Origin of the sequence: Deefgea rivuli DSM 18356 (genome assembly GCF_000620145.1) — a bacterium.
Taxonomy (GTDB): domain Bacteria; phylum Pseudomonadota; class Gammaproteobacteria; order Burkholderiales; family Chitinibacteraceae; genus Deefgea; species Deefgea rivuli.
The window spans coordinates 306,616-329,645 of the sequence record NZ_JHVM01000009.1 but is presented as its reverse complement, the minus strand read 5'-3'; the positions used below and the strand labels follow the sequence as shown (position 1 = coordinate 329,645).

The 23,030-nt window shown below is 48.4% G+C and carries 18 protein-coding genes; 11 read left to right on the top strand and 7 right to left on the bottom strand.

The genetic code is table 11. The features are described 5' to 3' along the window. From Q320_RS0105655 to Q320_RS0105640, 4 genes are all read right to left on the bottom strand, one after another. Nucleotides 1-1,742, bottom strand: a 1,742-nt coding sequence (locus Q320_RS0105655) for a type VI secretion system Vgr family protein (RefSeq protein ID WP_035852384.1), incomplete at its 3' end; no start/stop codon positions are given. A gap of 429 nt (nucleotides 1,743-2,171) precedes the next feature. Then, nucleotides 2,172-2,660, bottom strand: a complete 489-nt coding sequence (locus Q320_RS0105650) for a nucleoside deaminase (protein WP_027468196.1) — start codon at nucleotides 2,658-2,660, stop codon at nucleotides 2,172-2,174. 207 nt (nucleotides 2,661-2,867) lie between these two features. Beyond that, nucleotides 2,868-4,175 carry an OmpP1/FadL family transporter gene (locus Q320_RS18640; RefSeq protein WP_084282383.1) on the bottom strand — a complete coding sequence of 436 codons (1,308 nt, stop codon included), beginning with the start codon at nucleotides 4,173-4,175 and terminating at the stop codon, nucleotides 2,868-2,870. A 228-nt stretch (nucleotides 4,176-4,403) separates the two neighbouring features. After that, nucleotides 4,404-6,500 carry an alkyl/aryl-sulfatase gene (locus Q320_RS0105640; RefSeq protein WP_035852381.1) on the bottom strand — a complete coding sequence of 699 codons (2,097 nt, stop codon included), beginning with the start codon at nucleotides 6,498-6,500 and terminating at the stop codon, nucleotides 4,404-4,406. Between the two features lie 390 nt (nucleotides 6,501-6,890). Here Q320_RS0105640 and Q320_RS18635 point away from each other — a divergent pair, with 390 nt between their 5' ends. Continuing rightward, entirely contained in the window at nucleotides 6,891-8,354 is a 1,464-nt protein-coding gene (locus Q320_RS18635) for a Na+/H+ antiporter NhaC family protein (RefSeq protein ID WP_035852370.1), read from the top strand. A 387-nt stretch (nucleotides 8,355-8,741) separates the two neighbouring features. On the opposite strand, the gene Q320_RS0105630 is transcribed toward Q320_RS18635, so the two are convergent. Together Q320_RS0105630 and Q320_RS0105625 are read right to left on the bottom strand one after the other, a co-directional pair. After that, the gene (locus Q320_RS0105630; RefSeq protein ID WP_051534500.1) at nucleotides 8,742-9,197 is read right to left on the bottom strand and encodes a glycine zipper 2TM domain-containing protein; all 456 of its coding nucleotides are present in this window, start codon (nucleotides 9,195-9,197) and stop codon (nucleotides 8,742-8,744) included. A gap of 512 nt (nucleotides 9,198-9,709) precedes the next feature. Beyond that, nucleotides 9,710-10,615, bottom strand: coding sequence for a LysR family transcriptional regulator (locus Q320_RS0105625; RefSeq protein WP_027468193.1), 906 nt, complete (start codon nucleotides 10,613-10,615; stop codon nucleotides 9,710-9,712). 100 nt (nucleotides 10,616-10,715) lie between these two features. Here Q320_RS0105625 and Q320_RS18630 point away from each other — a divergent pair, with 100 nt between their 5' ends. From Q320_RS18630 to Q320_RS18625, 4 genes are all read left to right on the top strand, one after another. Beyond that, nucleotides 10,716-11,891 carry an agmatine deiminase family protein gene (locus tag Q320_RS18630; RefSeq protein ID WP_245590969.1) on the top strand — a complete coding sequence of 392 codons (1,176 nt, stop codon included), beginning with the start codon at nucleotides 10,716-10,718 and terminating at the stop codon, nucleotides 11,889-11,891. A gap of 19 nt (nucleotides 11,892-11,910) precedes the next feature. Then, complete coding sequence (locus Q320_RS0105615; RefSeq protein WP_027468192.1) at nucleotides 11,911-13,014, top strand: agmatine deiminase family protein; 1,104 nt, start codon at nucleotides 11,911-11,913, stop codon at nucleotides 13,012-13,014. 284 nt (nucleotides 13,015-13,298) lie between these two features. Beyond that, nucleotides 13,299-13,562, top strand: coding sequence for a hypothetical protein (locus tag Q320_RS21805; protein ID WP_211251176.1), 264 nt, complete (start codon nucleotides 13,299-13,301; stop codon nucleotides 13,560-13,562). Between the two features lie 87 nt (nucleotides 13,563-13,649). Beyond that, nucleotides 13,650-14,597, top strand: a complete 948-nt coding sequence (locus Q320_RS18625; protein ID WP_211251175.1) for a serine hydrolase domain-containing protein — start codon at nucleotides 13,650-13,652, stop codon at nucleotides 14,595-14,597. A 388-nt stretch (nucleotides 14,598-14,985) separates the two neighbouring features. Here Q320_RS18625 and Q320_RS0105605 read toward each other — a convergent pair whose 3' ends face one another. Beyond that, complete coding sequence (locus tag Q320_RS0105605) at nucleotides 14,986-15,870, bottom strand: LysR substrate-binding domain-containing protein (RefSeq protein ID WP_027468191.1); 885 nt, start codon at nucleotides 15,868-15,870, stop codon at nucleotides 14,986-14,988. A gap of 129 nt (nucleotides 15,871-15,999) precedes the next feature. Here Q320_RS0105605 and Q320_RS0105600 point away from each other — a divergent pair, with 129 nt between their 5' ends. The 6 genes from Q320_RS0105600 (at nucleotide 16,000) to Q320_RS0105585 (ending at nucleotide 22,798) form a co-directional block, all read left to right on the top strand. Beyond that, entirely contained in the window at nucleotides 16,000-16,671 is a 672-nt protein-coding gene (locus tag Q320_RS0105600) for an FMN-dependent NADH-azoreductase (protein ID WP_027468190.1), read from the top strand. 111 nt (nucleotides 16,672-16,782) lie between these two features. Then, entirely contained in the window at nucleotides 16,783-17,034 is a 252-nt protein-coding gene (locus Q320_RS22210) for an IS66 family transposase (RefSeq protein ID WP_156938993.1), read from the top strand. Between the two features lie 70 nt (nucleotides 17,035-17,104). Next, on the top strand, nucleotides 17,105-17,215 hold the full coding sequence (locus tag Q320_RS22205; protein ID WP_084282395.1) for an IS66 family transposase: 111 nt from the start codon (nucleotides 17,105-17,107) through the stop codon (nucleotides 17,213-17,215). A gap of 42 nt (nucleotides 17,216-17,257) precedes the next feature. Continuing rightward, entirely contained in the window at nucleotides 17,258-17,398 is a 141-nt protein-coding gene (locus Q320_RS22200) for a transposase domain-containing protein (protein WP_084282381.1), read from the top strand. A 63-nt stretch (nucleotides 17,399-17,461) separates the two neighbouring features. Continuing rightward, nucleotides 17,462-21,724, top strand: a complete 4,263-nt coding sequence (locus Q320_RS0105590; RefSeq protein WP_156938989.1) for an NACHT domain-containing protein — start codon at nucleotides 17,462-17,464, stop codon at nucleotides 21,722-21,724. An 84-nt stretch (nucleotides 21,725-21,808) separates the two neighbouring features. Further along, a complete protein-coding gene (locus Q320_RS0105585; RefSeq protein ID WP_027468187.1) occupies nucleotides 21,809-22,798 on the top strand; it encodes a hypothetical protein in 990 nt (329 codons plus the stop codon). The last annotated feature ends 232 nt before the right edge of the window (nucleotides 22,799-23,030 follow it).

The following is a 23,030-nucleotide window of genomic DNA, read 5'->3' as shown; positions in this document are numbered from 1 at the left end:
CCAGTGCTGTCGTCGAACAACAGTTCGCCATATTGGCCGCCGGCATGTTCTTTGGTTTTGATGCCCGACAGTGCTTTGTTCGCTGGCAGCGCGCCTGCGCCGCTAAACGTTGGCGTCGGGTGGCTGCCGTTGTAGACGACGCCCGTAACAATCGGGCGGTCAATATCGCCTTCGATGAAGTCGACCAGCACTTCTTGGCCAACGCGCGGAATGAATTGATGACCCCAGCCTGCGCCTGCGCTTGGATAGGCGACGCGGATCCAGCAGGAAGATTTATCGTCAAGATTTGCGCCGAAGCTGGCATGTTCGCTTTGGCGCTGCCAGTGGAACTGCACTTTAATGCGACCGAGTTCGTCGGTGTGAACTTCATCGGCATCGCCGCCTGTGCCGACCACCGTCGCCGTTTGTACGCCGCGTGATTTGGGCTTGGCGAGTTGTTCGCTATCGGTACCGTTTAAATTAAAAGCAGGGGTAATGGGCTGGCCACGTCGCTGTGCGGTGAATTCCGCCTGATACGGCAGAGGCGTATTATTTTTATTGTTAACAACGGCGCCATTCATTGGCGAGGCATTCGCGGGCGAGCCCGCTCCTACGGAATTCAATAAACTTGGTGCCACTTGCAAGAGTTGCTGTGTTAAATCATGCGGCAGATTGTTATTCGCAACAAAGTTCAGCTCGGTAATCGCAAACTCGCGTTGCTCGGCGCTATCCCATTCATGCGCGGGATGATCTTCCAGCCGGAACCATTGCCCTGCTTGCAAGCTGCGCAATGTACCGCTGCCGCTGAAAGATTTCTTTTGACCATCGTGTGCTTGCTGGCGCAGTTGCGCGTAGCGGCTGAGTTGCTCGGTGTCGCCCGCGTAATACAGGCTTTGCGGGTCGTAATCTTCAAAGCTGCTTTGGATTTGCTGCCCGCCGTCGCCTTGATCCACCGCGCTGTCATCGCCGCTGTGTTGCGTATTGACTGCTTTGTAATCAAAACTAGCCAGCGACACGCGATTGCTGCCGACTTGGCGCTGGCTGGTCCATTGCGTCAGTGCATCGGTTTCTTCAGTCGCATCGGCGCGATGAAAACGCACTTGGCTATCCAAGGCTTCGGGTATGGCAAACGCGTCGTCAAACACGACTAATTGCACTTGCGGGGAATCTGCGGGTAAATGTTCAAAGCGCCAAGCGAGGCCTTCTTCGTGCATCAAACGCACTAAAAAATCGTAATCCGATTCACGGTATTGCAAGCAATAAGAGCGCTGTAAATGCTCGCCGCTGAGTTTGAAATCCAGCGTTTGCACCGCAGCAAACACCGAATTATTCGCTTGATGCTCGCCCAGCACTTGCTTGACGATATCGGGAACCGACAAATCCTGAAACACGCGCGAAGTTCGCCGATGGCGCAGCAGTGCGAACGGCGGTTCGACGATCAGTTGATACTTCGCGAAACCACCATCCGAGCCGAGCATCTGCGCTTGCGAAACGACGCCGCAACGCTCAATCGCGTCACCATTGGCATCCGCCACGCTCAGCACAACTGGCAGGCCGAGCAAGGATTTCAACTCGATGTCGTTGGCGGGCGACAGACAATCGATTTGGTAGCGATAAGCCTGATTCACCCCTTCGCGCCCCGTTACCGATTGCGGCAAAAGCTGCTCACCCCAAGCCGCACCGTCGCCGAGTTGCAGTGAAATTAAACGCGTTTCTTGATTGAAAGCAGAAGCAAAGGAGGCAAGCAGATCGCTGAGGTTCATTTTGAATCAATAGCTTACGATAAATGCAGCATATTACGGCAAAATGACGAATTACTTGTTTAATTGGCTGTGATTTATTTCACAATCCATAAAGTAAAACTCGCATCAAGCAACCCCCAAGAAATCAGGGAGCCTGAACTGATTTCAATACACATCTAAAAGTCCGCTTTGGCCGATGTGTCGATGCAGAAGGTTGAAAAATGAATGGCCGCGAACCATCAGGTTGCGGCCTGAATCACTTCAGGTTTCTACCAAAGCTGTTCGGCCCCAGTGGACGGTCAAAATTTCCTCTTCGATGGCCGGAATTTTTGAGCGATTACACTCCACGCGCCGGATTAGACTTGAGCCGACCCTATGAATCCTTATTTCATTGTTCTTTAGTTTGTATACCGGTTGGGTTTATCGGCTTTGGTGGGCTTTTTCCAGTATTTATTCGATTTCTATCGCCAAATGCTGCCGAACTCCCTTGTTGCGCACGTATTCATTAAGTAGAGCTTGGGACTCCTTCTCTAGAATTTCCCTAACAACATGCATGTTGTTGAGCTTGTACTGATAATACTCACCATGCGGTAACAGCCCGATAGCGCCGACTAAGCGATCTGCGACACCGACCACAATATTATCAATGCCAACATTGATAATCGCACCCAAGCACATCATGCAAGGCTCTAACGTCGTGTAAATTGTGCATTGATGTTTATGTTCTGCTAAGAATGGCGCAATGCTTTGAATCGCAGTTAGTTCGGCGTGCTGCGTGTCATTCGCTGGCGTATCAATTCTATTGTGCCCTGCAGCAATAATTCGACCTTCGTGGACAATCACCGCACCAATCGGCAAATTCCCCGCGTCAAGTGCGAGCTTGGCTTGCGCAAGAGCCTCAAGCATATACTCGTGGTGTGTATGTGCATCTGTTGTCATCGATCAATGAACTCCTGGAATGGCGGATTAAGTTTGGTGTTCCTTAGAAGGTATGAAGTCATTTTATTTCGATTAATTATATAGAATGAAGTGAATTTGGTGTTTGGCTTGGAAGGCATTGATCGATAGCTCACCAGGCATGGTAAAGTGGTTATTAGTTTCAATTACTCCCCACGATTCCACATAACAATATGCCGTTGGATTAATTTAAAGTTTGTAATTCAGATTCAGTCCTAAAAAAAGAATTCCTGCTGGTTGCTTGTATTCCCCTTTTAGATTTCCTCTAGCGCCTACTATCGGTGAAACACCAGATAAATTGGTTTTAAGTGAACCAGCGTACATATATTCAACATTGATGCCCCAATTCATTACTTTAGATTCTTCAATCTGCGCTCCGACACCAAAGCGCCATGTGTCATTGGTTGGTATAGCTGGGCCGATGTTGTTGCTATCTTGGAATTCGCTGTCATATGCAATCCCGCTCATTAGCATCAAACGCTGATTAAGGCGATACTGACCGCCAAGAGCTGCATGATAAGTATCTTTAAAGTCTCGGTTAGTGGTTAAGGAAATCGGATTGTTTGAGTCGACCCCAACATCGACCTCTCCAAATTTCGACCACTGTTGCCAGCCAACGCTAGCTAGAATAGCCATTTGTGGTGAAATATCATGGTAGAGACCTACGTTAACACCCTGAGGAACGGTGACACCAAGGTCGACCCTTGCGTTATTAAGCCCAGTAGCACCGAGTAATGTATTTAATCCTCTACCAATACCATTCCACTTTGGCTGTGCGCTGTAATCGAGTTTGATTTGTGAATTATAGTTTAGGCCGACTCGCGTACTGGGGTCGAATTCGTAGAGTAAGCCCAGATTGCCGCCCAATCCCCAAACGTTATCGCTCAGCTCTAGTTGACCATCAGAGCCAATCAGATTATTGATGCCGACTTTGGTTTTAAAGATGCCGCGCATAATGTTCATTGATGCGCCAATCGATAGGTTTTCATTGATGCGGTAGGCTGCTGCAGGCACTAAAGAAATCCCCATTAGTGTTGCTTCTTGAGTGCGGTAGCGGCCAGCCCAATCGTTATCGTATTTCACAGCAAGTCCAAAGTTACCCGTCGCAGCCACGCCTATTTTCAAATCGGGCGAAATACTGTGTGAGTAAAATACCCCTCCACCCGGAAGCCAGCCTATGGCATTGCCGCCGCCATTCATGCCTAATCGAGGCGAGGTTCCCGACGGATCTACTTCAAAGCTGCTTCGGCCATAGAGTGCTTGCAATCCGACAGTGACTTGATCGCCATCTAGACGAGTCATACCTGCCGGATTGGTGAAAACTGTCGCTGCATCTTGGGCGCGAGCAGTGTAACCTGCCGATGCCAAGCCAGTATCTGCAGTACCGATTTCATAAAGTAGTAAACCACCAGCTTGCACAAATGGACTCGAAATTGCACATAAGCTGCAACCCGCTAAAGTCATGATGCGTTTTATGCCTCGGATATTTTTTTTCATTGTGCAATCTTTAAGGAATTAAGTAAATTGCTCCCGCGTATTCAACGATTAGTTTTATTCATATCAATTTCCCGCAAGCATATGAAGTATAGAAATTATTATCGTATTCTTATTACGTAGCTATAAAATAAATTGAGCGTGAAATTTACCGTAAATCAAGTGACTTCATCAAAGTAAACGTCACGCACCTTTTATGGATATAGCTTTCCAAAAAAACAAATAGTAATTTTATTCGTCTTGCGCTGGAATCATATCTGGCAATTCAAATGGTTTCTGTTTCTTCTGAGCTTGTTTATTTCTTGCTGCGCTACCAGGTACAATTTCAAAGTTGGGCGTGAAACTAACCATAAGCCCGCGAAGTTGATCAAACGGTTTGCGGTCACCTTCAAATTTAGCTTTGCCAGCACTAATTAAATCGTCAAAAGAACTAACCCCCATCATGACTTCATTTAATGCCGTACGATTCAGTGTGATCGTTAGGTTGGGCGTTTTAGATTGCACCGATTTAATACTTGTTAATGTTGCATTACTCATCTCAATTAAATATTTCTCTCCGTTGTCTGGGGTGACTAAATTAATTGTGAAATTCAAACCATCCGCTTTCCGTGGATCGACACTGATTGCCAAGAAATCAAGCCAATTTTCTGTTGACATCGCGCGGACCACATCAGGCCCAGATGATTGAACTGGAACGCCACCAGGTAATCCCGAACGCAATTCATAGGCACCTTGCAGGAAACTATTACGTAGGCTTGGGCTTTCTTTTTGATAGCCAAGCTGCTCATAAACATCAGCAAGCAGGTTTTTAGCCGTAGTATTGCTTGGCTCAGCCAAGGTAAGTTTATTTAGAATTTCAGAGGCTTCCAAATACTTGCCTTGTTTATAAAGCGCCTTACTTTCACTTAAAATTTTAGCTGATCCACCCATCATTTTTACATAGAGGGGTGCAGACACTTCTGGCGAAAGTGGAACGAGTGTTGCTGGGTTACCATCCCAATAACCAAGGAAACGATTAATAACACCACGGCTATTATGCTGTTCTGAGCCATGATAGCTATGCGCAGACCATTGTTTAAATAAACTGTCTGGGAGTTTATATACATTTTGAATCTGGTTAATCGTAACACCCGTATTTGCATAGTGTAGTGATTGATTATTCAAATTAGCATAGGTGTCTCGCTGCGTGCGCATCACTTCTTGAACTCGATCATTACCCCAGCGTGGCCAACTGTGTGAAGCAAACATAATTTCGGCTTCTTGGCCAAATTTATAGAGCGCATTATTAATTTGCTTAGACCAATTCAACGCATTACGAACCGGAGCGCCCCGTAAAGTATAAATATTGTGAATTGTGCCTGTTATGTTTTCTGCGGCCCAAAATGCTTTGAACTGCGGAAAGTAAGTGTTCATTTCAACTGGCGCTTCTGTATCAGGGGTGTTTTGGAACACCATTTTTACGCCGTCAAGCGTAATCTCTTCAAAATCTTTACTAATCAACACATTAGGTGGAATTAAGCCAACATTCCCTGCTGCCACGTTTTTACCAATCGATTGGTCAACGTGCCCAAATGGGCTGCGAGCGAGTAATACCGCGTATTGATACTGCGTTCGTCTTGACATTGCATTGCCAGTAAATACATTTTCAGAAATTGCCGCTTCTAAAAATCCTTCGGGCGCAATGATTTTTACTTTGCCACTAATCACATCCGCTTCATCGACAATCCCGCGTACTCCACCAAAATGGTCTACGTGTGAATGAGAATAAACCACGCCAAGAACAGGACGCTCACCCAGCTTTTGATTGATAAAATCTAAAGCAGCACGGGCGGTTTCTTTGGCGGTTAGCGGATCAAAAACAATCCAACCCGTTTCACCTTTAATAAAAGTAATATTTGCTAGGTCAAAACCGCGTACCTGATATATTTTTCCAGGTAATACTTCATAAAGGCCGTAAGCCATATTTAGAATAGCTTGGCGCTGTAACGATGGGTGAATACTGTCAAATTCTTTCCCATTCAGTAGCCACTCATAGCTACCCATATCCCAAGCTACGTGGCCTGCATCTGCCATGATTTTGGTAAACGGCGGTGCAGCAATAAACCCTTTTTTTGCTTCAGCAAAATCGCGCTGATCTTCAAATGGCAGTAATTTTTTAATACCGTAGCGCAATTCAAGCGTAAATTTAGATGGCAATTTACCCTGCGGGTGAAAGTGTTCATCGACTACATTGTGCGTAGATTGTGGTTGTACGGCACTACCGCCTGCCGCATAAAGATTACTAATGCCAAGAACTGAAATGGCCAATGCAAGTGAACTGATTCTCATTTGTAAATCGCTCCAAGTATTAAATTTTATTGATTTAAAAATTTCTTCTCTTTCCGCCAGTAAAGACTAGTCTAGAAAATATATAAATCCATATTTTAAATTCTAAAAATCGCCTAGTCAGTTATGTAACAGTCAAGACTTGCTCACTTTGTTGATCTGCATCAATAAAGTGTCGTTTGTATAAAATTTATGTTGCCTATTGCTTAACTGCTAATTTACTGGAAAATTTGCGCCGATTAGCTGGTGCAATAGAGAGACAAGATTACTAAAAATAACAGAGGCGCAAGAAACATAGTCTAGAATTTACTGTGCAACAACAAAAGCCGGAAGAAATTTGTAATTATTTAAATTTTATTTAACATTAAATACACACCCCAAAATGAGTTCATTATGAAACAGCCAGATTCTATTCAGCCCCTCACATTGACCGAAGCAATCATCCCCGTCGCTGCACTGATTTTATTAGTTGGCTTGTCGTATTTTTTATTTGGTGATGCTGGCGCAATGGGTCCTAATCAAGTGGCACTGGTCGTCGCAACAATGATTGCAGTGTTGATTGGTAAACGTCGCGGCCACACATTAGATTCACTGGGCAAGGCGGCAACCGATAGTGTATCGACCGGTATCGGAGCGATTTTTATCCTGTTTGCTGTTGGCGCTTTGATTGGCACTTGGGCGATGAGCGGCACCTTGGTTGCGATGGTTTACTATGGCTTACAGCTACTCAGCCCGAACTATTTCTTTGTTACCGCCTGTGCAGTCACTGCGATTTTGTCGCTTAGTATCGGTAGCTCCTGGACAGTGGTTGGCACGATTGGTGTAGGCTTTATGGGAATTGCGATCAGCATGGGGCTAAATCCCGCGATTGCCGCCGGTGCGGTGATTTCGGGCGCATATTTTGGCGATAAATCATCGCCACTTTCTGACTCAGCTAATTTATCAGCCGCTGCGGCAGGTGTTCCGTTGTACGAGCATGTCCGTGAAACTTTTCTAACTTCGCTCGTCGCGCTGACACTCACGCTGAGTTTATTTTTCTTTTTAGGCAAACCAGGTGACTTTGATGCTACCGAAAAAATGCTTGCAATCAGTAGTGCCTTTCATATTACGCCAGTGCTGTTCATTCCCTTGGTCGTTGTGATTGTACTTGCCGCTTTTCGCGTATCCGCATTTACGGCGATTTTCATCGGCGCGATTGCTGGTGGTGTACTTGCAGTTTTTGTTGCACCCGAACGGGTCATTGCCTTTGCTGATGCTGGCAACTTACCCGCTGCGCTAGCTTTATTCAAAGGTGTTTGGTTGGCTTTAGCGAGTGGCTATACCTCTACCACTGGTTTTGCCCCAATGGATTTACTGGCAACGCGCGGTGGTATGGACAGCATGCTCAATACCATCTGGTTAATTGTCACGGCATTGGCATTCGGTGGCGTGGTTGAAAAAGCGGGTGTACTGGATCGCTTAATCACGCCAATTATCGAAAAGGCCAAAACCAATGGCGCACTGGTGGCTTCGCTCGCAGGATCAATTTTTGCCACCAATGTCATTACTGCCGATCAATACATTGCGATTGTGCTACCAGGGCGTATGTTCAAAAACGCATTTGCCAAGCGTGGGCTTGCGCCTGTGGTTTTGTCACGCGCCGTGGGTGATACCGCCACACCAACATCAGCCTTGATTCCATGGAATAGCTGCGGTGCCTATATGGCCGCGACTTTAGGTGTGGCAACGTGGAGCTACGCGCCATTTGCTTTCTTCTGCTTTATCAGTCCGCTGCTCACTGTCGCTATTGCATATGCAGGTATTCGGATGAAGCGAATCGACATCGAGCCAAACATTAAAAGTCATCAAAAAATATAGCCAACGCTTGAGACAAAAGTTTAAACAGATACTTATTTTTTAGAAGGTCTGCTTAGCCCGATCTATCGATACCGAAGTCTGAAAATCGAAAGGCCGCAATCCACCAGGTTGCGGCCTTCATTATTTAATTATTTATGACCCAATTCGGTCTTCATAACGTCATTGCCGCGCGCGAAGCTGTGGCGGACACCCATTAGGGTGCGAGCGGGATAGGATGAATCCGTCTGGGGTTTTGGGGAAACTGGTGCTCATACCGATTTGTGCAACAAAGCCGTTGCCGATGTGAAACATCAACAGACCCTAGGTATTTAAATGTAACGCCCATATTCAAATGTCCATTAAAAAAGGCACGAAATCATTCGTGCCTTTTTTACATATACATTGCAATTATTGGCGTGGTGCAATCCGTGCGTTGTTGCCTCGTCCTTCAATAAAGACTTGCTGACCAACGCGCAAGCTACGATCAGCAGGCTGCTGATCCACCACTACCAGCACGCCACTTTCAACGCGCACAACCACTTGCTGCGTTGGCTCTTTGTCGTTGAAATTTCTTTCAATCGTGCTACCAGCAACTGCACCGCCAACCGCACCCGCTACAATTGCAACATCACGGCCAGTACCACCGCCCACCAATGACCCCAATAGACCACCTGCACCCGCACCAACGATTGCACCCACACCCAATTGGCGGCCGCTTGTGATTTGTACATCAGAGATTTGTTCGATTTTACCCGCTTGGATTTGCAGCGATTCGTTGTTCGTCGCACAGCCTGCAAACAGAACTAAAGAAGCAATCACAACGCTAGATTTTAAGCGCGCGCCCATCGTCATATTATTTTGCATAATTAAAGTCACCTTTTAGTCAATCTTCCAAAAAACCTTCGCAAAACTGCAAGTACGAAAGAATTATATCGTAAGTCAACTGATTTTCAATTGACGATTTACGCCGGGGTCTGTTGACTTTTTGTTTGCGAGTAGTGTTTTTTCTGGTTTACGCCCCCCTTAACGAGCAAAGCGGCTTGAACGCGGGTGATGGTTAATATTTAAGGTGAAAGGTAATACTGATCTGAGAGGCGCCGTGATTACCATCAGCATTGGCATTGGGGATATGGGTAAAGATGCAGATGGTAAAACATCAACAGGAGGCCCCGCCCTCCCTAGCACTGAAAAATCTGGCTAGATAATTTCATCGTTCATGCAGCAATGAACGTCCGCTAAGGCCGAGTAGCTCAGGTGCAAAAACAAAATGATGGAGGCTACAACCTGATGGTTAGCTGCCTTTCGTTGTTACGGTTTTCGAATTGACGCATCGTCCGATGTGGATAACTGCTAAATCAAACATGCATCACGCCACATCATGCAGAATCAAGTTGATTGCGGCTACTTTGTGATAATAACCAGTCAAAAATCTCGGTCACTATTTTTGCACGTGGCGTTTCTGCTGTGCGTGAAATCCACCAAATGTTGCCTGATAGCGTCGGATATTCAGGTAGCACTTGCAAACGCCCATTCTCAATATCCTCTTGCGCCGTTAGATATGAAATGCACGCAATGCCTTGACCCCGTAAGGCCGCATCAAGCAATAAACGCGGATCATCATAAATACCCCGCTTACGGAAGTGCTGCAAATCTTCGCGAAAAAACCGAGCAGTATTGATGTTGCTCAAATTTTCCTCCAAACAAATGAGTGCAGTATGCAAGTGATGTTGCGCTTTCGGGTATTGGGCGAGTTGATTTGCAACATCTGTGCGAGCAACGGTCAACCATTGATCTTGTAGTAATGGCACTTCGAGCAAGCCAGGCTGCTGTAATGGTCGCTCAAAAATCGCAATATCCACATCCAGTTCGTCAATGAAACGTGCCGATTCATCGGTCGACAGCACTGGGCACAGGCTCGGGATGTGTTCAAGTAAGAGATTGAGGCGCGGTTGCAACCAGCCATGTAACACCGGCGCTGGACAAACAATAGACACCAAGCCCGGATCCAAATAGGTGGCAATGCTGCCTAGACCATTGCGTAATGTTTCTATGGATAGGCGCACACTCCGCTGTAGCACTTCACCTGCTACCGTTAGCTCGACACCACGTCCCACCCGATGAAATAGGGGCTGACCAATTTGTGTTTCCAACTCATTAATCTGATGGCTAATCGCAGATTGGGATAAAAATAATTCATCCGCAGCTCTGGCAAAACTGCCCAATCGTGCAGCAGCTTCAAATCCAGTGAGTAGTTTCAGCGAAGGTATTCGAGTGGCAGACATGTGAGAAAACCTAATCAATTCATGCAATAAACATCAGTATTCATCAAGTCTGGCCTACAGCACAATAGCCATCTCGGTTTAATTATTAAAGGTCAGCGTCATGAATCATTCTGCATTCTCTCTTCCATTCGATCTAAAAACAGCTTGTATGTTGGCGATGAGCCTCAGTTTATGCGCCTGTGGTGGTGGGGGTAGCGACTCGACTAGCAATCCCATTATGACTACGCCAATCCCATCACCCAGCATTGAGCCCAGCCCTGCGAGTAGCGAGTTGCAGTGGAAAATGCCTGATGAGCAAAATCCTCATGCCGCAACTTGGATGGCTTTTGTTGCCAAAGAGGAAATCTGGGGTCGTACCTTGTCGACGCCTGTCCAAGATACGCTGGCGCGGATTGCGAATACGATAGTGGCTTATGAACCGGTCAATATGCTGGTGCGTGAGCAAGATTTTGCAATCGCACGCCAAAAACTAGATCCACGAGTCAACTTGATCGTGCAGGAGCTCGATGATCTATGGCTGCGTGATACGGGGCCTGTATTTGTCATCGATCAAAAGGGGCAAAAAGCCGCCGTCAATTTTAACTTTAATGGCTGGGGTAAAAAGCAGTCTTACAGTAACGATGCCAAAATCGCGGCCGCAATTGCCCAGCGAGCGAATGTAAAACTGATTCAATCCAAACTGGTACTTGAAGGCGGTAGTATCGAGGTCGATGGCAAAGGAACTGCAATCCTGACTGAAAGTAGCGTGATCAATGCCAATCGTAATCCAGGCATGAGTAAATCCGAGATCGAAGCTGAATTGAAAACTAAATTAGGGCTACGCAAAATTATTTGGCTGCCAGGTATCGCAGGACAGGACATCACCGATGGCCATGTTGATTTTTATGCCCGCTTTGTGCGCCCTGGCGTCGTCGTGGCACACTTAGATTCTGACCCCGACTCCTATGATTACGCCGTCACGAGAAAACACTTAGAAATTTTGCGCGCAGCGAGGGATGCGGATAACCGGCCACTGCAAGTCATCGTGCTTGAAGCGCCGACAATAATCAGAAAAACGTATTCCGACAAAGATTTTGCTGCGGGCTATATTAACTTTTATGTCGTTAATGGCGCGGTGATTGCGCCTCAATTTGGCGATGCGGTTGCCGATGCAAATGCCAAAGCACGCTTGGGCGAATTATTCCCTGGTCGCGCCATTATCCAGCTTGATATCGATCCGATTGCCGCTGGTGGTGGTGGGATTCACTGCACCACTCAGCAAGAACCGCGCATTTGAACTTGGGCAGGAGCGCAATATGCAACGACGCGATTTTATTAAAACGAGTGTGGCAGCGGCTTTAGTCGGCAGCATTGGCGGCTTGCTGAATCGATCTGTGTCGGCAGCGCCAACCGAGCAGTGGCGCATGCCAGATGAAGCTAACCCACACTCAGGCACTTGGATGGCATACGGAGCAACAGAAGACGTATGGGGGACTCGCTTAATGCGTGTGGCGCAAGACAATTTGCTCAATATCGCAACCGCAATCGCGGCTTATGAACCAGTACAGATGTTGGTTCGACCGCATGAATATGATCAATTGAGTAAAAAAGTAAGCCCTAACATTAAACTGCTCGCCAAAGAAATTGACGATTTATGGATGCGCGATACAGGGCCTGTATTTGTTCGCAGTAATTCAGGAGCGTTAGGAGCGGTTAACTTTAATTTCAATGGCTGGGGCAACAAACAAGAGCATGACAATGATCGCCTGATTGCAGAATTCGTTGGCAATAAAACCGGCGCAAATGTGCTTCATACTCGGTTGATTCTTGAAGGTGGTGGAATTGAGGTCGATGGTGAAGGCACTGCCATTATTACCGAAAGTTGCGTACTCAATCCCAATCGAAATCCTAATCTGAGCAAAGCGCAATGCGAAAGTGAGCTAAAGCGCCTGCTCGGCTTAGAAAAAATCATCTGGTTACCTGGAATTGCTGGGCGAGATATTACTGATGGGCATACCGATTTTTATGCCCGTTTTACTAGCCCAGGGGTTGTTGTTGCAGGTCTGGATAATGATAGCAATTCAGAGGAATACTATGTCACTCGCCGCCACCTCGCGATTTTGAAAAGAGCGACCGATGCGAAAGGGAGACCATTAGAAATCATGACCCTGACTACTCCGAAAACCGTGCGCTCTAAATATGAGACGAAAGAATTTGCAGCTGGTTATATCAATTTCTATGCCTGCAATGGCGCGGTGTTAAGCCCTGAATTTGGCGACCGTAAAACTGATCGTGATACCCGAGACAAATTGCGTGATTTATTTCCTAAACGAGAAATCATTCAGCTGAATATTGATGGCATTGCGGCAGGTGGCGGTGGAATTCACTGCACGGCCCAGCAACAGCCTGCTTCGGCTTAGGTGCTAAATTTGTGATTCTATCATTGCAGAATCAAGCCAAATAAATAAGCTGACAAGGTCTGTTTTGGCCGAACAGTCATGGCCTGGGCTCGAAATAATGAAGGCCGCGACCTGATGGTTTGCGGACTTTCATTTTTCAAGCTGACACATCGCACCAAGTAGACATTCGCCTGTTGCAGGCTAATCGGCCGACCAGCTCTATTATAATGATCAAAATGTTGATTCTGAGGCTTAAAAAAAGGCCGCACACCATTAGCTTATGACCGTTTAATGAAGGAAATCCAATGAGTAAATTTACTAATTACACACTATTTGCTTTGCTGCTCGCTTCAATTCAACCAGTCTTGGCAAGCGAGTCAGCATCACCGCCATATGTAGTTCCGAAGCTGGTTGCACAAACGCCGATGAATACGGTGAACTCTATTAGCGACTTTTTTTCGAAAGCGGAAAATAAAGTCAAAATCCAGTTTCCTAGCAATGAAACGCGTTATGTTTGGCAGAATATGTCGCGTTTTTATACCACCGCGCCGATCTTGCGCGATGGATAAATCAAACCACTGCCTCGGTCGATCAAACCTACAATTGGTGACGTTTCTGCGCCGGTTAACGGTGAAACGTTAACGCTGAATCAGCATTTGGATCAATACCCAGTCGATGCATTTATGGTAGTTCAGCGGGGTAAAGTGGTGTTTGAACGCTATAACACCATGCGCCCCATCGATAAACACAATTGGTTTTCTAGCGGAAAAGTCATTGGTGCTACGTTGCTGGCGATGCTGGAAGCGGAGGGGCAAGTTGAGTTGAGTCGGCCGGAGAGCTTTTATCTTGAAGAATTGAAAGACTCGGTCTGGGATACGGTGACCGTGCAGCAAACGGTTGATATGGCGACTGGGCTTAATTCAACTGAGCATGATGAACCCAATCATGATTCGCGCACCAATCCAGATCAGGCTTGGTACAAGTGGGCTGCCAGCTTGGGACTGGCTCCCGGAGGGAGTGATGCTACGCCGCTGGAGGTGCTGCGTACGATGCAGCGCAAGCAGCCGGGTAATCAATCATTTGAATATAACTCGATGAATACGTTTGTGATTAATCGGATTGTTGAGCAAATCACGAGCCTGCCATTAAATGAATATTTCTCTCAACGCATTTGGCGCAAGATGGGCGCACAAGCCGATGGCTATGTAGCGACCTCGCCACAGGGTTATGCGCTGCATTTTTTCTCGACCAACTCAAATTTGCAGGATATGGCGCGCTTCGGAATGGCGTTTACCCCTAGTGGTGGCTACCTCGTGCCGAAAAAAGTGGTGACCAAAATACAAACCGCAGGCAAGCCAGAGATTTTTGCTCAGGCTTATCTTGGCAAATTGATGAATGAATCATTTCCAGTAGAAAAACTGCGTAATGCTTATCAATGGGATGCCATCTTTGAAGATGGGGATATGTTCAAGGGCGGTGTTGGCGGTCAGGGCTTGTATGTTTCACCAGCTCGCGATACGGTCATCGTTTGGTTTAGTACTGGCACAGGAAAAAACAAAGAAGAGACTTTTGCGCGTGAAATCGCCAAATATCTAAAACCGTAGGTGTAAATCACAGCGGAATCATTGGCATTATCAACGCAGCCGATCAGTTGCAGATCGGCTGGCAGTATTCGCTTCACAGCGAAGTCAAAATACTCGCCAACATGCAGGTTTCTGGTGGCTCCTCGTCTTTCAATTCTATTAACTAGAACAGGATCCATTGCTGCGGATGATCATCATCTGATTTACGTGAGCCGAGTAATTATTGTCCGACCGCTTTGGCCGATGTGTCGATGCCGACAGTTGCAAATTGAGAGGCCGCTAACCATCAGGTTGCGGCCTTAAGTATTGGGGGAGCATGCTTGTGCTGCTCGGCCCAAGCGGTCACTCGACGTTTAGTGCCCATACTATTTATGGTGTACTCAGTTTTAGGCTGCATATAAACGAATATCTAATCGTGACTGGCTGCCTGAATGAGCCATACTTCAACTGCCGCCACAGCGGCAGAAGTAGGTTTCAGTGCTGAGCGTACAAGGTAGTAGCTCAATCCTTCAATAATTGGCGTTACGTTAGCCTCCAATAAACCCATCGCTATTTCATCTTTGATCAGTTCCAGACTAAGCAGTGCAATACCCTGACCAGCAATAGTGGCTTGAATGGCGTGGCTTTCATCTGAATAGCGAATTCCCGCGCTACTATCCAGCTCGGAAATCCCTGCATTACGCGCCCATCCTGCCCACGTTAAGCATTCCGGAGGCGCTTTATGCCAATCAAAGTGAATCAATGGATGTTGAATCAAGTCTGAATGTTTTCGGACTTTAAGTTGTGGGCTGGCTACAGGGGCGAAGTGAGCTTGAAGTAACCATGCCGAATGTAGATCACTGTAGCTTCCATGACCATAACGAATAGCTAAATCAATTGTACCTGATTGCAAATCGGCTAATTGATTCGATGCGTGAATATGCAGATCAATTTCAGGATGAACTTCTTGAAATGCCGCCATGCGCGGCACCAACCATTTTGCAGTAAACGCGGGCGTAGCAGAAAGAACGACTGTGCTACGTTTTCTTGTTCTTATGCGCTCAATGCCCTCCGCAATACAGTCAAAACCTTGCCGTGTTGCAGTGTAGAGCAACTTGCCCTCGACGCTTAAGTCAACACCGCGCGTTTTGCGCACAAACAGCAAACAAGACAAGCTTTCTTCTAATGCTCGAATTTGATGACTAACCGCTGTGGGGCTAACAGATAATTCATTTGCTGCGAGTTTAAAACTGCTTAAGCGCGCAGCGGCTTCAAAAGCACGCAAAGCAGAAAGGGAGGCAAGTTTAGGTCTCATTTGATTAAATATACCTGAATTTTACTCATCTATAGCAGTAGAAGTTCTCGTTTGTAATTAAGTTTAAATTAAAACAAACTGACTCATGAATGAATTTAATTCACTACCATCATGATTGGAGTTTTAAATATGGCTACTTTATTACATCTTGATTCGAGTGCTCGAACTGGAATTTCTGGAACCGATCCTTATGGTTCACACACTCGCCGTCTCAGCGCGCGTTTTGTGAAAAACTGGCTGGATAAAAATCCAACTGGCAAAGTGATATATCGAGACGTTGGTGTCACACCGCCGTCTCATATTACGGGGAAATGGGTGCATGCAGCATTTACTCCGGCAGCAGCACGTGAACTGTGGATGAATGAAGTCCTCGCTGAAAGTGACTTGCTTATTCATGAATTGCTAGAGGCCGATCTGATTATTGCGGGTGTGCCGATGTATAACTTTGGCCCACCCGCGCAATTTAAGGCGTATATCGATAATATCGTACGAGTAGGAATGACCTTCGGTTTTGATCGTACCCGCAGTGGAGCCCCTTATTGGCCATTATTAAGTCAGCTCGGCAAGCAGCTAGTACTATTGTCATCCAGAGGTGATTTTGGCTATGACGCAGATGGACATATGGCGGCGAGTAATCATGTTGAATCTTCAGTTTTTACTGCATTTGCCTACATTGGCATCACTCAAACCTGGCAGATTGCAGTTGAGTACGATGAATTTGCGGGAGATCGCTTAGCTCAGTCTATTTTGCATGCAGAGATCGAAGTGGATCGTTTGGTGGCACAAATGGCAGGTCAGTGAACGTTTGAATTGAATCGCCTCTGATTTTATTTCAAATTTTGCTTGGGCCGAGCAGAACTTGCTTGACCCAAAATAATGAAGGCCGCAACCTGATGGTTTGCGGCCTTTCATATTTCCAGCTTCTGCATCAACACCTCGGCCTTAGCTGACAGTTTAAACCCCTTTATCGACGGACAAAATCAGTGGGCCACTACAAACTGCGGTTACAAGGCGCTGCTCAAAGTGGGAGTCACCGAGCTGGCATGCTGGGCGCATGCGTGGCGCAAATTCGTTGATCTACACAAACCCAGCCAAAGTCCGGTCGCGTTGAAGAACGGCATGTGCTGCGGCAAAAAGAAGCCAAGCCCAAATTGGTCGAGTTAAAAATTTGGCTCAATGAAACGCTACCGAGAGCCGCCCCCAATGGCGCGATCGCGAAAGCGATCATGTCAGCCTGCGGTGCTGGGATGCGCTTGAACGCTACGCCGACAGCAGCATCGCACCTATTGACAACAATCCAGTCGAAAACTGCGTTCGGCCGATTGCGATAGGAAAGAAGAACTAGTTATTTACAGGCAGCGAGCGCGCAGGCCAGCGCGCTGCGGCGATTCAAGCGCTACTTGGGACTGTCAAACTGAACGGCCTCGACCCACAAGCCTGGTTGAGCAACACACTAGAAAAACTGCCTACCTGGCCCAACAGTCGAATCGACGAACTCCTGCTGCTGCGCACACTAGCAGAAAAATAAGCGCTGCGGTAATGGAGTGGCTGGGTGCTTACAGTGATTCGATGTTTGTAGTAATATGTCATTATGCATATCGAACTACAGCGTACTTTTATTCATTATTCGTCGTCTCGATCAACCGGTATCGAAGGTCACTTGGACGATGGCAATCAACCGATGCAGGCATACCTGAAGTGGCCCGATATTCATTGCAAGCAAGTTGCCGTTGTTCTTGGCGAAGCCGGTATCGGGAAGACGGTCGCATTCCAGCTCGAAGTAAAACGGCTGAAGGGCTCAGGGCACTCGACATTTTTCATTCCCCTAAACCTGCTCAAGACTATTGACGACTGGAAACTAGCACTCGGCAGTGAGTTTGGGGCATTCTCTGCATGGGAAGGAAGTCGCGAAAAAGGTTTCTTTTTCCTAGATGCGATCGATGAGGCTCGATTGCTGTCACACAGTGATTTCATTCGGGCACTGCGGATCGTACAAGCGACACTCTCTGCGTACATGACCCGTATCCAGTTCGTGCTTTCATCTAGGGTAACGGACTGGATGGTCCCTGAGGTTGCCGCCGCGGTCGCGGCCGAACTCGTCGCCCCGATCATAGAAGCTAACTCGAAGGTTAAGTTTGCATCGCTGGATGTAAGTGAAGCTTGCACGCGAACGACTTCGCAGGATGAGTCCGACCCCTTGCTGGTTGTAACGTTGGAACCCCTCGCTCGGGCGGAAGCCCAGCGGTGTGCTCTGCACTTTGGGCTGCGCAACGATGCTGCATTCTGGGATGTGGTTGACAGTAGCGGCTACGATTTTATGACCAATCGCCCCCTCGACTTGCGCTGGATGGTCGACTTGTGGAATGCACAAGGGCGCCTGGGCACCTATATCGAGATGCTCGAAGTACATATTGATGCTCGACTCAATGAGGTCAACCCCTCCTACCAGCAAGCAGGCAAGGTTCTTTCTAAGGATCAGTTACGGATTGGCGCCACCCGGCTTGCGGCTGCGGCCGAGTTCGGTCGCCACGCGTTTATCGCCGTCCAACCATCGGTTCTTGCAGAAGAGGGGCTTCAGGCCCATTTGGTGCTACACGACTGGGTATCGACCGACGTGCAATTGTTGCTGTCCAGCGGAATTTTCGACGAGGCCAGCTTCGGCAGACTCAGGTTTCATCATCGCTCGCTGCGCGAGTATTTGTCGGCGTGCTGGGTAGATCATGAATTGCACAAGGGTGTACCGCTGCACCGGATCCGCCCCTTGTTTACTAGTCAGCCATTCGATGAACTTGTGCTCATTCCCGCTCGGCGTGCGGCGTTGAGCTGGCTTGCCGCAATCAATATCAAGGTGCGAAGTTGGGTCGTGTACAACTTTTCTGAGCTATTGTTTTACGGCGGAGACATTGAGTCGTGGGACAAGCGTTCGACCAACGAGGCTTTGAAAATTTTCGCGGACGCAAGCAAGTTCGCAAGCAAGGCCAGATGGTATGTTAGCGACAATACCTGCACTAGGGTTGCACGCGTCGTTGCACCGGCCAGTGTCGCCGCCATTCTGAAGGATAACGAGGCATCACATGAAGCCAGAGCCTTTGCTTACAGGCTAGTGCGATGCGGCAAACTGAAGTCCTGTGCCGACCCGGCATTCGCCAACTACGGGAAGATTGACTGCACGCTATGGGAGAGGACTGCGGCATTGAGTGCCCTAGGGGCAGTTGGTGCCCCAGAGCACCGTGCCAAAGTGCTTTACGACCTTGAGTTGCATAAATTTCTCGGCAATCGCGCGGTATCTGAGGCCCTAGTGGTCATCAATTGGCACGAGCTTTCTTCTTTGACCCTTACAACCATATTCAATCAGACAGAGAGCGAAGCGGAAGATGAGGGCTGCGGCTTTATGGCCATGACGCTCAAGGAAATGCTGCTATCAAACGCCACTCTTGTGGATGCCGAACTTTTGCTGAAGGCTGTTCACGACAGTTGCGCTTCCAAGGTATCAGGAATGCCCCTCATACAGCCTTCTGCCCCATTCCAATCCGAACGGGATTGGCGCATCTATGCGCTGGTCGGCTGTCTCGAGCAGGTTTTCTATCTGGCTCGGCAGAACGACAGTCCGCTACCTCAAGCCTGTGTCGACGCCGCTGTGTTGATCGACGATTTGCGTCTCGCTGGCCTAATCCACCGAGACGAGGTCACTAGGCTATGTGCAACTATCAAGACCATGCCGGCGTTTCGCTGGCAGGTTACGCTGGCTATTGCCTGCTCAGAGCCGATTGGTTTTTCCAAGGGACGCTTGGCTGGAGGGGCACCTTGCATCGTCACTCTGGAGCCAGCGGATATACCTGAACTCATTAAATGGGCACATGATGTGACGACGCAGCCCACTGAGCAGGCGATCTGGTTCGAGTTGTGTGTCGAAACCGTTCTAAGGCTGCGCAGCCGATTCGAACGAAAATGTGCCTTGCGAGGGCTGTTCCCTCGATCGGATCAGCGTGCAGCACTGGTCTGCGACAGATACCGACAACTAAGGAGTCTTCGTGCTATCACGGTCAATAAGCCTGCTAAGGCGGCAAAGCTGGCGACGCCAACCATAACGTCAGCCCCATACGCAAAATGGGAACAGATCAAATCCGAATTAGACGCCCGACGCGCACAGATTGCCGACGGCGAGGACCTACCCAGCCTGCTTCGTCTTGTAAACTTCACCAACCCTGGTGAGCTTATTTCGAATGGTCGCGTCATCGATCTTGGTGCCGTCGATATGGAGTTCGGGGAGCACATCGCGACTGCATTTCGCCTGGGCTTATTGGCCTACCGAGGCAAGGCCGTGTTGAGCAGCCCGCTTTTTCATTATCAGTCAGGCAGGCCGCAAAAGCCCATGCCAGTTAGGATTGCAGAGGCGAGTATCAACTTATGGATCACCGACGGGGTAGATTGCGTGGGATTGTCTGGAGCCGAGGTGGCGGTGGCCGCTCAGGTAGCAGTGTGGTCAAACGCCAAGCTGCCAGAATGGTTCCACACTTTGTGCCAAATGAGATCCAGCGATGTCATCGCCGCATTGACGCCATGGTTGCTAGAGGATGTCGGCTCGCTGCGTTCCGATGGCATCCGACAAGCCACGTTGGCGATGGTTTTGCAGAGCCCATGCAGCGTCCGGCACAAATTACTGATGACGCTGATTCCACTGGTACATGGTGGCAGAGTAGGCGACGAAGCAACCTTGAAACAGTTGGTGGTACTCCTAAATGAGGCACAACTTATCCAGCAAGAGGAGTTCGACTCCCTGTGCCGGGATGCACTCGAACGGTATAAAGATGCGTCGGGTTACATTTCGGACTTGACGTGGCTCCGGCTGTGGATGGCTGCCAGCAACTGTTCCGCTTGGAATTGGTTCTCCCAGCATCTTGCTACGCTTGCGCCTGGCCACCAACGAGCTCGGCAGATCGACGAATTTGCTACCGCTATGTGGGACTCGAAGTGGGTTTGGGAATCTTGGACCTCGACAGCTGCCGATCTGTTAACTGATATCTGCGAGGTTTTGTTTGGCTCTGAGCTTAGCGGGACTTCCTTGGACAGCCCGTCTAGCGCGTCCGGGGGTGGGATGACCGAGCGCATGTATTCTGATATCACTCAGCAGTTGATTGGCATACGTGGGAAGGCCGGACGCCAAGCGCTCCAGCGGCTGGTTAGTGTCGTGCTTGATGCTGGACTCCAGAGGCACTTGAAAGCCTGCTTAGTCGAACACGCCGAACGCGAGGCCGAGGTGGGCGCGCGTTGGCGTCCAGATCAGTTGCGCGATCTTCACAAAGTCTTCGACTCGGCGCCCGCAAGCGAAGCGCAACTCTACGAGCAGGTGCTGGCAAGGCTGGAGGAGATCCGTACGTCGCTCGAGGAAGGACCGTTCAGCGAACGCCCGTTGTTCAAACAAGGAATGCCCGAGAAACATCTACAGCTCTGGCTAGCAGCGAAACTCCAAGACACGCAGAACCTGCGCTTCAGTATTCATCGAGAAGAAGAGGTTGATGACGACAAGCGCACAGATATCCAATGTGCCTGTGCTAGAGGAAATGTATGCATCGAGATCAAACCTCTCGACAGCACTAGAAATTATTCAGCGAAATCCCTCGTCGACGACACACTCACGCGGCAAATAGTTGGTCAGTACCTGATTGGTCGAAACAGCTCACACGGGATTCTCGTATTGATGGAACTCGAAAAAAAGGGGTGGGATCTCCCGGGCGCAATGAAACAGAGCTTCGATGAATTGGTTAAGCACGTTCAATTAGAAGCTAACAAGATCAAGGAAAATATGCCATCAGTCGCCGAACTGCTCGTTTTCAGCATCCGTTGTACGATCTGATGTATGAACATGTCCGGATTTCTGATTAAACCAACCGCACAAGAGCAATCTGTAAGGGGCGCTCAATAAATAGGGGAGGATTCAATGGTTTCGCTTGCGTCGCAGCACAGTCAGATTACAATTAACGTCAAAATCTCTCAGGGTCAAGACGATGAATTCATTGCCACTATGTTGCAATGGGAGCAGATGGTGCCCACAATCTACTTTCTGGACATTTGTGCAATCGCACATATCAAGACTTACCGTGAGTCCAAGAGCTTCAAGGACGAGAAGCATAAGGAATCGATCCATGCGCTTCGCGATATCGACCTCCGCCATAACAGCGTGTCCTACCTCCCTGCTCTGATGGAGAAAGCCAGTGACCTGCGCAGCAAGTTTTCTGCTGAGGATTTTGTCCTCGAGGCACAACGGGACTGGGATGCCATGGGCGCCTTCTTTAAAAACGCACTTGTCCTAGAGCCTTGGGACTTCGTCAAAGCCTATTCGACCGAACTGTTTGGAGCCCATCCTGAGCAGTCAATGCCAGAGTATCTAGCATTCCTTCAGTTCGCGAGCGCCCAAGGACTACACAACAAGATCACCGGAGGGAAACAACGCCTCAAGATGGCTGAAATACTTTGCGCCAAAGCGCAAGAGCTCGGGATCAGTACGAGTCACCCAGTGGTGCTGGTGCCGGTCGCGGTCGTGTATGGGTGCGAGGACGCCCGACTGGTGATGAAATTCGCAGGGAAGCCTGAGAATTTTAATCCCGGCAATGCCTTGGGTGATATTCAGTCGATATCTCGTGTCGCAGGTACAATGACGAACTTCATCCAACGTGCTGGCGGAGCGTTCAAGAACTGCAAATTCAAGACTGGAGACTCTCCGCTTCACAATATGTTGCGCTATTTCACCGTGCAATCTGTGAGCACAACTGAGATGTCAGATGGGGCAACTCACAATTTTACGGTATCCGTCGATGCTCCAAGTCTTTACCCTGTTCTCTTTGGGGCAGATCGCGAACCCAAAGACGAGAAAAGTCGAATTGAATTGGATCGACTATTCGTGCTGTTGGGCGCAGAATTTTCCGATTAGATATTCCATTGGGGGGCGAGTTCCAATTCAGACATTCCGTAAATAGACTTTTTAGCGAGCGTTGGCTTTGGCCGATCTGTCAATGCCCAAGGCTAAAAAACTAAAGCCCTCATCCATCCCCTTCGCTTCGATCTGTTAGCGCGAATGACTGCTAAGGCCGAAGTGTCGATGCCGAAAGTAAAAAATGAGAGGCCGCTAACCTTCAGGTTGCGGCCTTTAATGATCAGGGGGC